The sequence below is a fragment of the Aeromonas sp. QDB20 genome (assembly GCF_027707805.1).
GTDB classification, from domain to species: domain Bacteria; phylum Pseudomonadota; class Gammaproteobacteria; order Enterobacterales; family Aeromonadaceae; genus Aeromonas; species Aeromonas dhakensis.
The window spans coordinates 31,410-45,194 of the sequence record NZ_JAPCJC010000025.1; the positions used below are offsets into that span (position 1 = coordinate 31,410).

The following is a 13,785-nucleotide window of genomic DNA, read 5'->3' on the forward strand; positions in this document are numbered from 1 at the left end:
GGCGCCGGCCCGATTTGACCCTGTGCATGCAAGCGATGCGCGCACCAGCCTCACCCGATAGAAACTGACATGACACCTGAACGCTTCAAACGAATTTCCGACATGCTGGCCCAGCGCCAGCTCGATCTGACCGTCTGCATGGAAGAGGTCCACAAGCCGCACAACCTGGCCGCCATCGTGCGCACCGCCGATGCCATCGGCATCCACCGGGTGCACGCGGTCTGGCCCAAGAGCTGGATCCACAAGCGCAAGGGTACCGCCCGCGGCAGCCAGAACTGGGTGGACGTGAAGCTGCACCCGGACATCGGCAGCGCGGTGGCCGAGCTCAAGGCCTCCGGCATGCAGATCCTGGCGACCCACCTCTCCGACAGCTCGGTGGATTTTCGCGCCATCGACTACACCAAACCCACCGCCATCCTGGTGGGCCAGGAGAAGCACGGCATCGGCGAAGAGGCGCTGGCCCTGGCCGATCACCATATCGTCATCCCCATGGTGGGCATGGTGCAGTCCCTCAACGTCTCGGTGGCCGCCGCCGCCATCCTCTACGAGGCCCAGCGCCAACGCGAGCTGGCCGGCTGTTATCAACGCGGCTGCCCCTTAAGCCTGGAAGAGCAGAACAGCATACTGTTCGAGGGGGGCTATCCCATATATGCCCAGCTCTGCAAGGAGAAGGAGATGCCCTATCCCCAGCTCGGCCCGGCCGGTGAGATCCTGGCTGACGAGCAGTGGTGGCAGCAGATGCAGCTGACCCGCAAAGGCTGGGCAGCACAGCAAGATGAGCAATTACAGGAGCAATTACAGGAGCAATAATAATGAATAGTCCCTTTGGCAGCTGGCTGGAGTCCCAGGTAATACGGGATCATCTCAGCAACCCCAATATCGAGGCGGGCGACTACAGCTACTACTCCGGCTACTACCATGGCAAGACGTTCGAGGATCACTGCATACGCTATCTGCTGGGTGACGGCTCGACTCGGGAGACCTGGGAGAGCGGCATCTGGGGCGAGGTGGATCGCCTGCTCATCGGCAGGTTCTGCTCCATCGGCTCGGGTGCCACCTTCCTGCTGGCGGGCAATCAGGGCCATCGCATGGAGTGGGTATCCACCTTCCCGTTCGATCCGGCCACCTTTGGCGACGGGGTGCAGAGTGGCTTCCAGCGCAAGGGGGATACCCGGGTCGGCAATGACGTCTGGATCGGCTCGGAAGCCATGATCATGCCCGGCATCACCATAGGCGATGGTGCCGTCATCGCCACTCGCGCCGTGGTCACCCGGGATGTGGAGCCCTACACCATAGTCGGCGGCAACCCGGCCAAGCCGATCCGTCGCCGCTTCAGCGATGAGCAGATTGCCCTGCTGCAGGAGATGCGGTGGTGGGACTGGCCGCTGCCACGCCTGCAGGTGGCCATGCCGCTGCTCTGCTCGGGCGATATCGAGGGGCTTTACCAGCACTGGCAGCAAGAGTCGGCATCATGAAGCTGATGTCGCCCGCCCTGCTGGCCCTGACCCTGTTTTCTGCCGGAGCCCTCGCCGTGAACAATCCCTATCAGCTGACGCCGGAAGCCGACGTCGCCACCCTCCATCAGCAGACGCTGCCAGACTTCTGGCGCCAGCACGCCGTCGAGAGCGCCTTCAAGGGCAAAGATGGCGTCACCATCCGCTATGCCGCCCTGCGCCAGGCCAAGGTCGATCGCGCCATCCTCATCGTCAACGGCCGGGTCGAAAGCTACCTAAAGTATCAGGAGCTGGCCTGGGATCTGTGGCGTCAGGGCTACAGCCTCTACCTCATCGACCACCGCGGCCAGGGCTTGTCCGATCGGCTGCTGACCGACCCGGAGAAGGGATATGTCGACCAGTTCGACGATTATGTGCTCGATCTCAAGCAGTTTCATGACGAGGTGATCGCCCAGGACCAACCCGCCAAGCTGTTCCTGCTGGCCCACTCCATGGGCGGCGCCATCTCGGCCCGCTATCTGGAGCGCTGGCCCGGTGACATCGAGGCGGCCGTGCTCTCCTCCCCCATGATGGGCATCAACCTGGGCGGCCTGCCCAAGGGGCTGGCCAAGGGGCTGGCGGCCACCATAGGCACGGTCGGCGGCTGGCTGGGCGAGCCTCCCTACGGCCCGGGTCAGGGCCCGTACGAGAGCCACGCCTTTGCTGACAACGGTCTGAGCCACAGCGAAGCCCGCTATCAGGCCTTCCGCGAGCTCTATGAGCAGCGCCCGCAGATCAAGCTGGGGGGCGCCACCGCCCACTGGATCTATCAGGGGCTGACGGGGGCGGACGCCGCCGTGGCCGGGGCCGGCGCCATCAAGACGCCGCTGCTGCTGCTGCAGGCTGGTGACGACAGCGTGGTGGACAACGCGGCGCAGGATGCCTTCTGCGCGCTCGCTCGTTGCGAGGGAGGCAAGCCGCTGCGCATCGAAGGGGCCTGGCACGAGCTGTTCATGGAGGCCGATCCCCAGCGCCAGGCCGCGCTCAACGCCACCCTGGCCTTCTTCGCGCGCTACTAGCGGCTGGTTATTTTTTGTATCCCTAAATAAATGGGGTCGCGGGAGCGGTTGCTGTACACTGCTCCCGCTTTCATTCGTAACCCCGAGGTGATGATGTATAAGGTCGTTGTATCTGATCTCGATGGCACCCTGCTCAACGGGCAGCACCAGATCTCCCCCCGCACCCGCGATACCCTGCACCGCCTGGTGGATCAGGGAGTCAAGTTCGTGGTGGCCACCGGCCGTCACCATGTGGATGTGCGCAGCATCCGCGACACGCTCGGGCTCGACATCTATCTCATCACCTCCAATGGCGCCGTGGTGCACGACAAGCAGGATCAGCTGATCTTCAACCAGGCCCTGCCGGACAGCGTGGCGGCCGAGCTGATCGCGCTGGAGCGCGACCCCTCCATCCACATCAACCTCTACTACGGCGACGAGTGGCTGGTGGAAGAGGAGATGCCCTGGCTGCTGCAGTTCCATCATGAATCCGGCTTCAGCTATCGCCTGACCGATCTCGCCAGCCACCCGCTGGACAAGGTCAACAAGGTGTTTTACATCGGCGAGCACGAGAAGCTGCTGCAGATAGAGGCAGAGCTGAACCAGCGTTATGGTGATCGGCTCAACGTCACCTTCTCCCTGCCGGACTGTCTCGAGGTGATGCACGCCGGGGTGCACAAGGGCAATGCGGTGCGCGCCGTGCTGGAGCAGCACGGGCTGGAGATGTCCCAGGCGGTGGCCTTCGGCGATGGCATGAACGACTTCGAGATGCTGAGCATGGTCGGCCGCGGCGTGGTGATGGGCAATGCCCACGACCGGCTCAAGCTGGCGCTGGCCAACCACGAGCAGACCCTGAGCTCCGACGAGGACGGCGTCGCCGTCTATCTGGAGCAGCTGTTCGCTCTGCAGGGCGTTGACGTCGCCTGAGACAAGGCGCCATGAGCCACGCTGCGGCTCATGGCGTGCTCCCGCCCGGATAATCCTCCAAACGAACAGGCCGGCAGCCCCTCAGGTGGCCGGCTTGAACTGCTCCTTGTCGAGCTGGTGCTTCTTCATGCGCAAGTAGAGCTTCTTGCGCGGGATGCCGAGGTACTGGGCGGCGTCGGTCACCCGGCCGGAGAAGAGGAACAGGGTATCCTCGATCACCCGCCGCTCGAACTCCTCCACCAGATCGTCCAGCGGCTCCTTGCCGCTGGCCAGCGGCATGGCCCGCTCCGCACCGGCCAGCTTGACGATCCCCACCGCATAGAGCTCGGCCACGTTGCGCAGTCCACGCAGATTGCCGGGCCACTGATGCCGCTTGAGCGTCTCCAGATAGGCGCGATCCACCGCCGGCACCGGCCGGCCGATGCGCTTGCAGCCCTGTCGCAGAAAGGCCCGGAACAGGGGAATGATGTCGCAGCTGCGCTCCACCAGCCGCGGCAGCCTGAGCCGCACCTGGGAGAGGAAGTAGTAGAGCTCAGGCATCAGCTGCTGGCGCTCCACCAGCGCCTCCGGCGACTCCTCGAACAGCGCTATGGTGCGCAGCGACTTGCCTCCCTTGCGCTCCTGATCCAGCAGGTGGTTGCCGAGCCAGCGCTGGCAGCCGGCACTCAGGCGGGCCGGGGATTGCAGCACCAGCGTGCCCTGATCGGCCTGCGCCAGGCTGGCCTGCACCTCGGCCAGACTGGGTGCCGACCCGCAGTCGTGCAGCTGGAAGGTCTGCTCCCGCCGGGCGCTGATCCTGTGCAGCAGCCGGGCCAGGGTGTGGCGGCCAGAACCGGCCGGCCCCTCCAGCAGCAGATCCTTGTCGGTCTGCGCCAGCTGGTTGAGCTGGCCGCGGATCGCCACTATCTGCGGGCTGGTGCCGATCAGTTCGTCATCCACCGTCGCCTGGATCTCGCTGCGCCGCGCCAGCACGGCGCTGCGCTGCTGGCAGGCCCGCTCCAGCAGGCCCAGCAAATCCTGGGGATGAAGCGGTTTCTCCAGAAAGTCGAACGCCCCCTGTTTCACCGCCTTCACCGCCAGCGGGATGTCGCCATGGCCGGTGATCATGATGACCGGGATCTCGGCATCTATCTCGTGCACCCGGGCCAACAGCTCCATGCCGTTCATGGCGGGCATGTAGATGTCAGAGACCAGCACCCCGGGCCACTGGCCGGCCAGCAGCTCCAGTGCCTCGTGGGGGGAGGTGGTCGCCCTCGGCTGGTAGCCGGAGAGCCGCAACAGGTGGCAATAGGATTCCAGCACGTCCTCGTCATCGTCCACCAGCAGCACGTTGGCGGGACGGTTAGCGGGCAACAGCATAGATGGCACTCTCCTCGTTCTGATGGGCGATCGACCCGGCAGGGTCGACCGCCGCCAATTCCACTATCACCATGGCGCCGCCAGTCAGCGCCGAGCCCAGCATGATCTCGCCGCCGCAGCGGGCCAGCAGGGAACGGCAGATGGTCAGCCCCAACCCCAGTCCAACCTCCTTGGAGGTAGTGAAGGGGGTGAACAGCCTGGGCAGGATCGCCTCGCCAAAGCCGGCACCGCTGTCGACCACCGCCAGTCGCAGCCGGGCCTCGCTTCGTTCCAGCAACTGCAACCGGATCTCCCGCCGCGCCAGCCCGGCCACCGCGTCCAGCCCGTTTACCAGCAGATTGACCAGCACCTGCTCCAGCAGCACGGGGTCGGTCTCGAGCCAGAGCCCCTCCGGCAACTCGTTGCAGAGGGTGCAGCCATCGCGTTTCGCCCGCGTCTCCAGCAGCAACATGGCCTGTTCGGCCAGCGTCCCCAGCTCGAGCCGGACCCGCACCTCCTCCGCCGGCGACTTGCGGGCGAAATGGCGCAGCGCATTGATGATGCGGCTCATGCGCCGCCCCAGCTTGTCGAGCTTGCCCAGGTCCTGGTCCAGCGCCTGCAGCTGACCGGCGGCGAGGGCCGCCCGGCTGGTGTAGAGGTAGGTCATCATCGCCGACAGCGGCTGGTTCAGCTCGTGGGCCAGGCTGGTCATCGCCTGCCCCACCACCGCCATCTTGGCCGCCTGGATCAGCTCATCCTGGGTCTGCAACAGGGTGCGCTCCGCCTGCTGGCGCTGCACCACTTCCTCCGCCAGCAGCCGGTTGTTCTCGGTCAGCTCGCGGGTACGCTCCGCCACCCGCAGGCCGAGCTCCCTGGCCGTCAGCTCCTGGCGGGTGACATCCGTGATGGTGATGATGAATCTGTACCCGCGCCCCTGTTCGAAGCGGCGCAGGTTGAGATGCAGGAAACGGGGCGTCTCGTCCTGATCGCAGGCCAGGGTGCACTCGCTGTGGCCGAGCCGGTGCAGCGGCTGGTCCGCCCCGAACTGCTCCGCCAGCATCGCCCTCGCCGCTGCCGGAAAGGCCTGCCACAACGGCCGGCCCGGCTCGACGCCGGTCTGCCGGAACAGGGTGAGCGCGCTCGGGTTGACCGACTCTATGGTGCCATCCGGATGGCAGGTGATAAGGCAGGCCTGGGTGTTGTTGATAAGGTTGAGGGCATTGGCCCGCTCCATCTGCTGCAACTGCTGGCTGAAGTGGCGCAAACTGTCGCCCAGTCGGCCGATCTCGTCCCGGCCGCAGGTGCTGACCGGCACGTCCAGCCGGCCTACCGCGACCCTGTCCAGCTCCTGCCCCAGCAGGTCGAGCCGCTTGATCAGCCGGCGGCCGATCAGCACCACCAGCACGAAGATGCTGAGCAGCAGGGTGAGCGCCAGCACCACCAGGATCACCAGCTTGCCGGTCGCCACCTGCTGGCTGCTGTCCTCCCCCAGCGCGCTGAGGGAGCGGTTGGCGTCGCTCACCATCAGGCTGACCTTCTGGTGATAGCGCGACACGGCGTCGTCCAGCCGGGGGCGCAGGGCCGTCAGCTGCTGATGGGTCTGCACATCCGCCAGCAGCAGCCGGTGCAGCGGGCCGTCCGGCTTCACCAGGGTGATGATGTCCTGCAGGATCTGGCGGTAGCTCACGGTCGAGGGGTACTCTGCTAGCCGCGAGGTCAGCTCGTCTATCTCGTCGATCTTGTAGCCGATGAACAGGAAGGCGCTCTCCAGATCCTGCTGATAACGCTGGGCGATCACCTCGCCGACCAGGGACTGCAGCTCGTTCTCCTTGAAGGTGAGATCCTGCAGGGCGGAGAACTCCTTGATGACGTTGCCAAACTCGCTCATGTCGTCCGGGCTTGCCACCATGCCGGTCAGGTGCCACTCCACCTCCTGCAGCAGAGGGGCGGCATCATCCACCAGATCCTGATGCAGCCAGTTGCTGCGCTTTTGCAGTTGCTGCAGGGTTTCGGCGTGCTCGATCTGCTGCTTGAGGTAGCGCCCGTGATCCGCCACCAGCGCGCTCAGCTCCCCGAACGCCTGGCGTTGCGAGGGTGTCTCCTGATCCCCCGGGGTGCCCAGCCGGTAGGCGCGCTGGATGTCCCGCAGGGTGGTCGACACCGCGTGGGAGAGGCGCTGGTACTGCACCGGATCCCGGGTGTCGCGCAGCTGGGCCAGCAACAGCAACAGGCGGGAACTGGCCCGCTCCAGCTGATAGGCGTTGTCGATGGCGGGCAGGCTCTCCTCCACGATGAGGTGGATCTGCCGGCCCAGCCGATCCCACATCACATAGGCGGCCATGCCCATGGCGCCGGTCAGGGCGGTGATGGCCACGAAGGCGAGGATGAGCCGCCGCCCCAGGCTGCGCGGCATGGCCAGCAGGTGCCCCAGCCGGCTCATGGCCTGGCCGCCTGTTCGACCAGCCGCTGCGCCTCGTTCAGGCGCGCCTCGGTCGCCTGGCGCCACTGGTGCATCACCCGCTCCGCCTGCGGATTGCCCTGCTCCCGGTCATAGAGGCCGTCAAACAGCGCCAGCAGGGCCGGATCCTGCGCCTCCTGCTCGCTCAGCGGCGGCATGCTCGCCTTGGCGACAGCCTGTTCCAGCAGTGCAACCCGCCAGGGCTCGCCATGGGTATTCAACCCGTTGATCCCCTGCCAGGTCATCTTCAGCCTGGGCAGCTGCTGGGTGATGGCCTGCTCGAACAGGGCCTTGAGCAGGCCTGCCCGTCGATAGAGCAGCGTCTTGTCGGTGACGTAGCGGGTCTGCCTGGCCAGCCCGGGCTGGCTCAGCGTGGCCTTGGCCATGCCGGGTGTGGCGAGGATCCCCTGCCCCTTGTCGGAGAGCAGGTACTGGATGAAGAGGGCGCCACTGTGCGGATTGTCCGAGCGACGGGGTACCCCCAGGTAGGTCGGCAGGATCACCGAGTCCGGCATGATGTTGAAGCCGACGTGATCGAAGCGGGCCTGGCTGGTGAGGGCGTAGCTGTCGATCACCGGGCCGGCCCCCGCCAGACCGCGGCTGATGCCGTCGCTCACCCCGAAGCTGCGCGCCGTGATGGCCGACAGGTTGCCACCCAGGCGCATCAGCAGGGCCCAGCCCTGCTGCCAGCCATATTGCTGCAGCACGCTCTCCACCATCATGTGGGTGGTGCCGGACTGGGAGGGGGAGCTCATCATCACGTGCCCCATGAAGAGCGGGGACGCCAGTTGCTGCCAACTGGTGGGCTGCGGCAGCTGATATTTGGCCAGATAATGGCGGTTATACATGATGCCACTGCTGGAATAACCGACCACGGCCACTTTATTGCCCAGCCCCAGAGTATGGGGAGCGAGCCATTTGGGCGGCATAGTTTCATTTGGCAAAGCCGCCAACAAACCGGCTTTGTCCAGCGTGTTAAAAAAAGTCGGCGAAGAGGACATGATAATATCGACTTGCGGTGCATCGGCCTCCGTTAATAAGCGCAGGGAGGGAATGGTGCGCCGATAAATAACTTCGACCCGGATCCCGGGATATTGTTCGGCAAAGCCCTCGATCACCGCCTTGACCGGCGCCTCCGAAAACGAGGTGAGCACCGTCAGTGAAGCGGCCTGCAGGGTGCTGAATGGCAACAAAACGCTGCCCATGAACAGGGCCAGCCGGCGGCAAAAGAGGTGCATGACTATCGGTCGACTCGCGCGTTAATTCAGGAATATGTGCAGTACATCTAATATTCGGCACATGCCGTAATTTTTATTTTCACGAGGATGAGCCAGTTCTGACTCATTATGCCTCGGCACGCGGCTATTGTTATTCATCGAATATCAATAGGACAGTTCAAATATGTCATTTTTGACTCATGGTTTTCCCATGATTGAGTCAGAGTTGACCCATATCCGGCTTTTTGCCGACTGAATTTCTCCCTTCATATGATGGCAGCCGCTATCAGAGCTCCCTCTGAAACCATGCTGCCAAAATAGAAACGGAGAACCCCATGTTCAACTTCTTCAAGACGCGAGCCGACCTGCCGGTCATGGATGCCTCGCCCGATAAAATCCGCTCGATTTACCGCAAGTACCAGTGGCAGGTCTTCCTGGGGCTGGTACTGGGCTATGCCATGTTCTATGTCGTGCGCATGAGCCTCAACGTGGTCAAGAAACCCATGCTGGACTCCGGCGTGGTGACCCTGGAGGAGCTGGGGGTCATCGGCTCCGCCTTCCTGTTCACCTATGCCGTCGGCAAGTTCTCCAACGGCTTCCTCTCCGACTACGCCAACATAGGCCGCTTCATGTCGGTCTCGCTGGGGCTCTCGTCCATCTGTACCATTCTGATGGGCATGAACACCGCCACCTTCTTCCTGGTGCTGATGTGGGGCCTGAACGGCTGGTTCCAGTCCGTCGGCTCCGCCCCCTCCTGCGTCTCCATCTTCCAGTGGTTCTCCCCCAAGCAGCGGGGTTCGGTCTACTCGGTCTGGGGTGGCTCGCGCAACATAGGGGAAGGCATCTCCTGGATCCTGACCGCCACCATCGTCAGCTACTTCGGCTGGAAGGCCGGTTTCATCGGCGCCGGCATCGCCTCCCTGATCGCCGCCCTGTGCATGTATCTGGTGCTGAAGGATCGCCCGCAGACCTACGCCCTGCCGGAGCCGGCCGTCGCCTTTGGTGAAGCCCCCGAGATCGCCAAGAAGGTGGATCCGGCCGAAATCCGCCGCGCCCAGTTGTTCGTACTCAAGCAGCCCGTCGTCTGGCTCATCGCCGCCGCCTGCGCCTGCATGTACATGTCCCGCTACGCCATGAGCTCCTGGGCCGTGCTCTACCTGCAGGAGCAGAAGGGCTACAGCCTGATCGACGCCGGTTTCGCCATGTCGGCCTACCCCATCGCCGGCTTCCTCGGCGCCATCCTGGCCGGGATCATCTCCGACAAGGTATTCAACGCCAACCGCCACATCCCCACCCTGCTGTACGGGTTGGCCAACGTGGCCGGCATGTGCCTGATGTTCTGGGGCCCGCAGAGCCGCATGATGGATGCCGTCGCGCTGGCCCTGATCGGCTACGCCATCGGTGGTCTGGTGGTGTTCCTGGCCGGCCTGACCGCCTGCGACCTGATGCCCAAGACGGCGGTCGGTGCCGTGAAAGGCTTCATCGGCCTCTGCTCCTACATCGCCGCCTCCATCCAGGAGCTGGTCTCTGCGGCCCTGATCAAGACCAGCGAGATCGACGGCGTGACCCACTATGACTTCAGCAGTGCCCAGTACTTCTGGCTCGGTGCCTCCGTGGTCTCCATGCTGCTCGCCATGACGGTGTGGAGCGCCAAAAAAGTCGTCAACTACTGATCCCCGTTCACCGGGACACGCCAAAAAACAATGCCAGTCAGTTGATGCTGACTGGCATTGGCAATCCGGGGTTACTTTCTTCGAAAGCGCTGGTTGTCGCCCCCATGGCACTGCCAGAGGATCAGGGGAGTACCATTGGCACTGCCATCCTTGGATACATCCAGACAGAGGTGGCTGCTGCGGCTGACCAGCCGATCCCGCTCCCAGCGCCACTGCTGATTGCTGCCGCCATGACAATCCCAGGCGATTACCCTGGCCCCGGTGTCGCGATCGCCGCCGGCCACATCCAGGCACTTGCCGCCGACCTTCACCGCCTTGCCATCCAGACGAAAGCGCTGGTTCTCTCCGCCGTTGCAGTCCCAAAGCTGCAACTGGTTGCCATTGCGCACGCCACCGGCAATGTCGAGGCATTTGCCATTGGCTGCCAGCAACTGGCCCCCCGACTCTTCTCGCTTGCGGGCTTCCTTCTTCTCCTGCTTGTGGTCGTAGTAGGCGGCAGCACCTATGGCACCGATCACCACGGCCCCCAGCAGAAAATCCGAAGAGTCCAGACTCTGGCACCCTCCCAGCGAAAGCGAGAGACAGGCGGCAATCAAAGGAGATGGACGCATCACTCAATCCCCCCGACCAGGAAGCTCTGATTGGCACCACCATAGCACTCTGCCAAACGCAAGGGCGTATTCGGGGTGTGACGCCGCCCCGCGACATCCAGACAACGGGAGGCCTTGTTGTTGAACAGCTTGTCCTCCCGCCACACCCACTGGGCATGACCATCGCAGGGAGCCAGGATCAGTTCATTGCCGCTTCTGGCCTGCAGGCATGTCTCCTGCATCTTCAGCTCTCCCAGCGCCCACTCAAACGACCTGGAGTCTTTGCCACCGCATACCTGGGTGACAGCCTGCTGCCCGGCAACACCGACACAGAAGCCGTTGTAGGTCAGCAAGAGGGAGGAGGCAGACTCGCTCTGCGATTGAGAGACCATGGAGTTCATCACCTCATCCATCGGCGGCTTGAGGGTACAACCGCCCAGCAGCAGGGCGGCCATGACTGCGGGTCTGCAGGAGAAAATCGAGATTTTGTTATTCATAAAAAAGCCTGAAAGAGGTCTGTGACATCCGGTCACCAAGGACTCCAGCTGGCAGGATAACTGAAGGGGGGACAAGACTGCCCGGATAGAGTGTAAACAAACGTTACAGCGACGCGGCAAGCCGGGATGATAGGCAAGGCAGAAAGCAAAAAACCCCGCCGAAGCGAGGTTTTTCAGAATGTGGTCGGTGATAAAGGATTCGAACCTTTGACCCTCTGGTCCCAAACCAGATGCGCTACCGGGCTGCGCTAATCACCGAGAATATTTTGATTCTACAAAAAACAAAGACGACCATGCGGTCATCCTCGTTATACAGCAAGTATGGTGCGAAGAGAGGGACTCGAACCCTCACACCCGGGGGGCACTAACACCTGAAGCTAGCGCGTCTACCAATTCCGCCACCTTCGCGTACCTGACAAGCTGTAAAATGGGGTGGCTGATGGGGCTCGAACCCACGACAACCGGAATCACAATCCGGGACTCTACCAACTGAGCTACAGCCACCACAGCTGTTTTCGTTCTTCAACTCGCCCGTTTAACCGGCGCACTTTTGATGGTGCGCCCGACAGGATTCGAACCTGTGACCTCTGCCTCCGGAGGGCAGCGCTCTATCCAGCTGAGCTACGGGCGCTACGCTGTCGAACGGGGCGCAATATTAATGATGAGGACCCACCTTGTCTACCCTTTTTTTATCAAGCCGAATCAACCGCTTGTTTTTCCATCGTTTCTGGTTTTTTTTAAGCGATTTTGTGTTATTCAGACCGGTTCCGGCCCCTCCCCGCTACTTTTGACCCCCACCATCTTGCTGACAGCGGTGGGCAAAACTTGACTTGCCTCAAAGCCTCCCTAGAATGAATGAACGTTCATTCAGTCGTTGTGATCATCCAATCATGAACAAGAAAGAACGCATTTTCGATGCGGCTCATGAAGTACTCGGCGAACAGGGTTTCCACGGCCTCTCCATTGCCGTGGTGGCCAAGAAAGCCAGGGTGGCGGCAGGCACCATCTATCGCTATTTCAGCGACAAGGATGACCTGATCCGTCAACTCTATCGGCACACCATCCTCCAGTGTCATTCCCTGGTCATGGAAGGCGTGCAGACAGAGGAGGTATCGTTCGAACAATTTCGGCGGCTGTGGCTCAACATCCACGCCATCTTTGTCGACGAACCGAACGCGCTCAAATGCAAATTGCAGTATGAAACATCCCCGCTGGGAGCTGAGCTGGAGCAGGACCCGGTCATCCAGGCCGCCTGGGCCCCGCTGGATCGCTTCTACGAACGGGGGATAGAACAGGGCCTGTTTATCGACCTGCCCGTTCGGGTACTGCAGGTGCTGAGCCTGGACTGTGTGGCAAATCTGGCGTTTCAACGCCAGGTTCACCAATTCGAACTGACGCAAGAGCAGCTGGAAGCCGTGATCCGGGCCAGCTGGCGAGCCATTTTGACCCCTTAAACATTGCACTCATATCTCAGGAGCGAGAGTTCATGAAAAAGTGGATGAGCATCATGTTGCTCATCGCGCTGGCCCTGTTCGGCAGCGTGATTGGCTTCAACCTGTTCAAGCAAAAGATGATAGCCAACTACATGGCCAACATGCCGGAGCCCGAGTTCCCGGTCACCACCCACAAGGTGGAGACCCGTGACTGGGTACCGACCATCGAGGCGATCGGCTTCATCGAACCCAATCAGGGGGTGACCCTGTCGACCGAGCAGTCCGGTACCATCGACAGCATCTCCTTCGAATCCGGCGCCACCGTCAAGCTGGACCAGCTGCTGCTGAGCCTGGACGCCAGCGTCGAGAAGGCCAACCTGCGCGCCTCCATGGCCAAGCTGCCGGCGGCCAAGGCCAAGTACGAACGCTACCAGAACCTGTTTACCAAGGGTTCCATCTCCCGCGACCAGCTGGATGATGCCGAGGCGACCTATCGTTCCCTCGAGGCCGACATCGAGAGCCTGAAATCAACCATCGCCCGCCGCGAAGTGCGCGCACCGTTTGCCGGCGTGGTCGGCCTGCGCAACGTCTTCCTCGGCCAGTACCTGCAGCCGGGCACCGACATAGTGCGGCTGGAAGACACCAGCGTGATGCGCCTGCGCTTCACAGTGCCGCAGACCGACATCTCCCGCATCAGCCTGAATCAGGAGATCCGGATCAACGTGGATGCCTACCCGAACCGCCAGTTCAAGGGTCACATCAGCGCCATCGAGCCGGCCGTCAACTACCAGAGCGGCCTGATCCAGGTGCAGGCGAACATCCCCAACAACGACGGCCTGCTGCGCTCCGGCATGTTTGCCCGCGCCAGCATCCTGCTGCCGGCCCAGAAAGACCAGATAGTGCTGCCGCAGACCGCCATCACCTTCACCCTGTACGGCGAGAACGTCTACCTGGTCAAGGAGCAGGACGGCGTGAAGCGCGTCGAGCAGGTGGTGGTCAAGGTGAGCGAGCGCAAGGGCAACGATGCCCACGTGGTCTCCGGCATCAAGGCGGGTGACGAAGTGGTCATGTCCGGCCAGGTACGCCTGAGCAACGGCGCCAAGGTAAAAATCGTGCAGGACCAGGGTCTGAAGGTTCCTGACCAGGCTCCCATGCTGTAAA

Annotated in this window: 12 protein-coding genes and 4 tRNA genes; 7 read left to right on the plus strand and 9 right to left on the minus strand. The window is 62.7% G+C overall.

The window, feature by feature from the left end:
* The first annotated feature begins 69 nt into the window (after nt 1-69).
* The 4 genes from trmH (at nt 70) to PG897_RS19775 (ending at nt 3,418) form a co-directional block, all read left to right on the plus strand.
* Nucleotides 70-810, plus strand: a complete 741-nt coding sequence (gene trmH, locus PG897_RS19760) for a tRNA (guanosine(18)-2'-O)-methyltransferase TrmH (protein ID WP_201882058.1) — start codon at nt 70-72, stop codon at nt 808-810.
* A gap of 2 nt (nt 811-812) precedes the next feature.
* Nucleotides 813-1,475: a CatB-related O-acetyltransferase gene (locus PG897_RS19765; RefSeq protein ID WP_270829287.1), complete on the plus strand. Its 663-nt coding sequence runs from the start codon at nt 813-815 to the stop codon at nt 1,473-1,475.
* Nucleotides 1,472-2,512: an alpha/beta fold hydrolase gene (locus tag PG897_RS19770; protein WP_201882054.1), complete on the plus strand. Its 1,041-nt coding sequence runs from the start codon at nt 1,472-1,474 to the stop codon at nt 2,510-2,512. The genes PG897_RS19765 and PG897_RS19770 overlap by 4 nt, the downstream gene beginning before the upstream one ends.
* Before the next feature lie 93 nt (nt 2,513-2,605).
* On the plus strand, nt 2,606-3,418 hold the full coding sequence (locus PG897_RS19775) for a Cof-type HAD-IIB family hydrolase (protein WP_017783517.1): 813 nt from the start codon (nt 2,606-2,608) through the stop codon (nt 3,416-3,418).
* A gap of 81 nt (nt 3,419-3,499) precedes the next feature.
* Here PG897_RS19775 and PG897_RS19780 read toward each other — a convergent pair whose 3' ends face one another.
* From PG897_RS19780 to PG897_RS19790, 3 genes are read right to left on the minus strand one after another with little or no spacing between them, the layout of a single operon-like run.
* The gene (locus PG897_RS19780; RefSeq protein ID WP_201882053.1) at nt 3,500-4,777 is read right to left on the minus strand and encodes a sigma-54-dependent transcriptional regulator; all 1,278 of its coding nucleotides are present in this window, start codon (nt 4,775-4,777) and stop codon (nt 3,500-3,502) included.
* Nucleotides 4,761-7,196 carry an ATP-binding protein gene (locus PG897_RS19785; protein WP_201882051.1) on the minus strand — a complete coding sequence of 812 codons (2,436 nt, stop codon included), beginning with the start codon at nt 7,194-7,196 and terminating at the stop codon, nt 4,761-4,763. Before PG897_RS19785 ends, PG897_RS19780 begins: the two co-directional genes overlap by 17 nt.
* Nucleotides 7,193-8,452, minus strand: a complete 1,260-nt coding sequence (locus PG897_RS19790) for an ABC transporter substrate-binding protein (RefSeq protein WP_005307083.1) — start codon at nt 8,450-8,452, stop codon at nt 7,193-7,195. Before PG897_RS19790 ends, PG897_RS19785 begins: the two co-directional genes overlap by 4 nt.
* 314 nt (nt 8,453-8,766) lie before the next feature.
* On the opposite strand from PG897_RS19790, the gene PG897_RS19795 reads away from it, so the two are divergent.
* Nucleotides 8,767-10,104, plus strand: a complete 1,338-nt coding sequence (locus PG897_RS19795) for an MFS transporter (RefSeq protein ID WP_201882049.1) — start codon at nt 8,767-8,769, stop codon at nt 10,102-10,104.
* 71 nt (nt 10,105-10,175) lie between these two features.
* Here PG897_RS19795 and PG897_RS19800 read toward each other — a convergent pair whose 3' ends face one another.
* From PG897_RS19800 to PG897_RS19825, 6 genes are all read right to left on the minus strand, one after another.
* Complete coding sequence (locus tag PG897_RS19800; RefSeq protein WP_017766490.1) at nt 10,176-10,700, minus strand: RICIN domain-containing protein; 525 nt, start codon at nt 10,698-10,700, stop codon at nt 10,176-10,178.
* 14 nt (nt 10,701-10,714) lie between these two features.
* Nucleotides 10,715-11,191 (minus strand): ricin-type beta-trefoil lectin domain protein, encoded by a 477-nt coding sequence (locus PG897_RS19805; protein ID WP_301952230.1) that lies wholly within the window; start codon nt 11,189-11,191, stop codon nt 10,715-10,717.
* Nucleotides 11,192-11,372: 181 nt separating this feature from the next.
* Nucleotides 11,373-11,449 (minus strand) — tRNA-Pro (locus tag PG897_RS19810).
* Between the two features lie 64 nt (nt 11,450-11,513).
* A tRNA-Leu gene (locus PG897_RS19815) sits at nt 11,514-11,599 on the minus strand.
* Nucleotides 11,600-11,619: 20 nt separating this feature from the next.
* Nucleotides 11,620-11,695 (minus strand) — tRNA-His (locus tag PG897_RS19820).
* A gap of 50 nt (nt 11,696-11,745) precedes the next feature.
* Nucleotides 11,746-11,822: transfer RNA gene (locus PG897_RS19825), tRNA-Arg, on the minus strand.
* Between the two features lie 259 nt (nt 11,823-12,081).
* Between PG897_RS19825 and PG897_RS19830 the strand changes: the two genes are divergently transcribed.
* Entirely contained in the window at nt 12,082-12,645 is a 564-nt protein-coding gene (locus PG897_RS19830; protein ID WP_270829288.1) for a TetR/AcrR family transcriptional regulator, read from the plus strand.
* A 32-nt stretch (nt 12,646-12,677) separates the two neighbouring features.
* Nucleotides 12,678-13,784 (plus strand): efflux RND transporter periplasmic adaptor subunit, encoded by a 1,107-nt coding sequence (locus PG897_RS19835; protein ID WP_005307097.1) that lies wholly within the window; start codon nt 12,678-12,680, stop codon nt 13,782-13,784.
* The last annotated feature ends 1 nt before the right edge of the window (nt 13,785 follow it).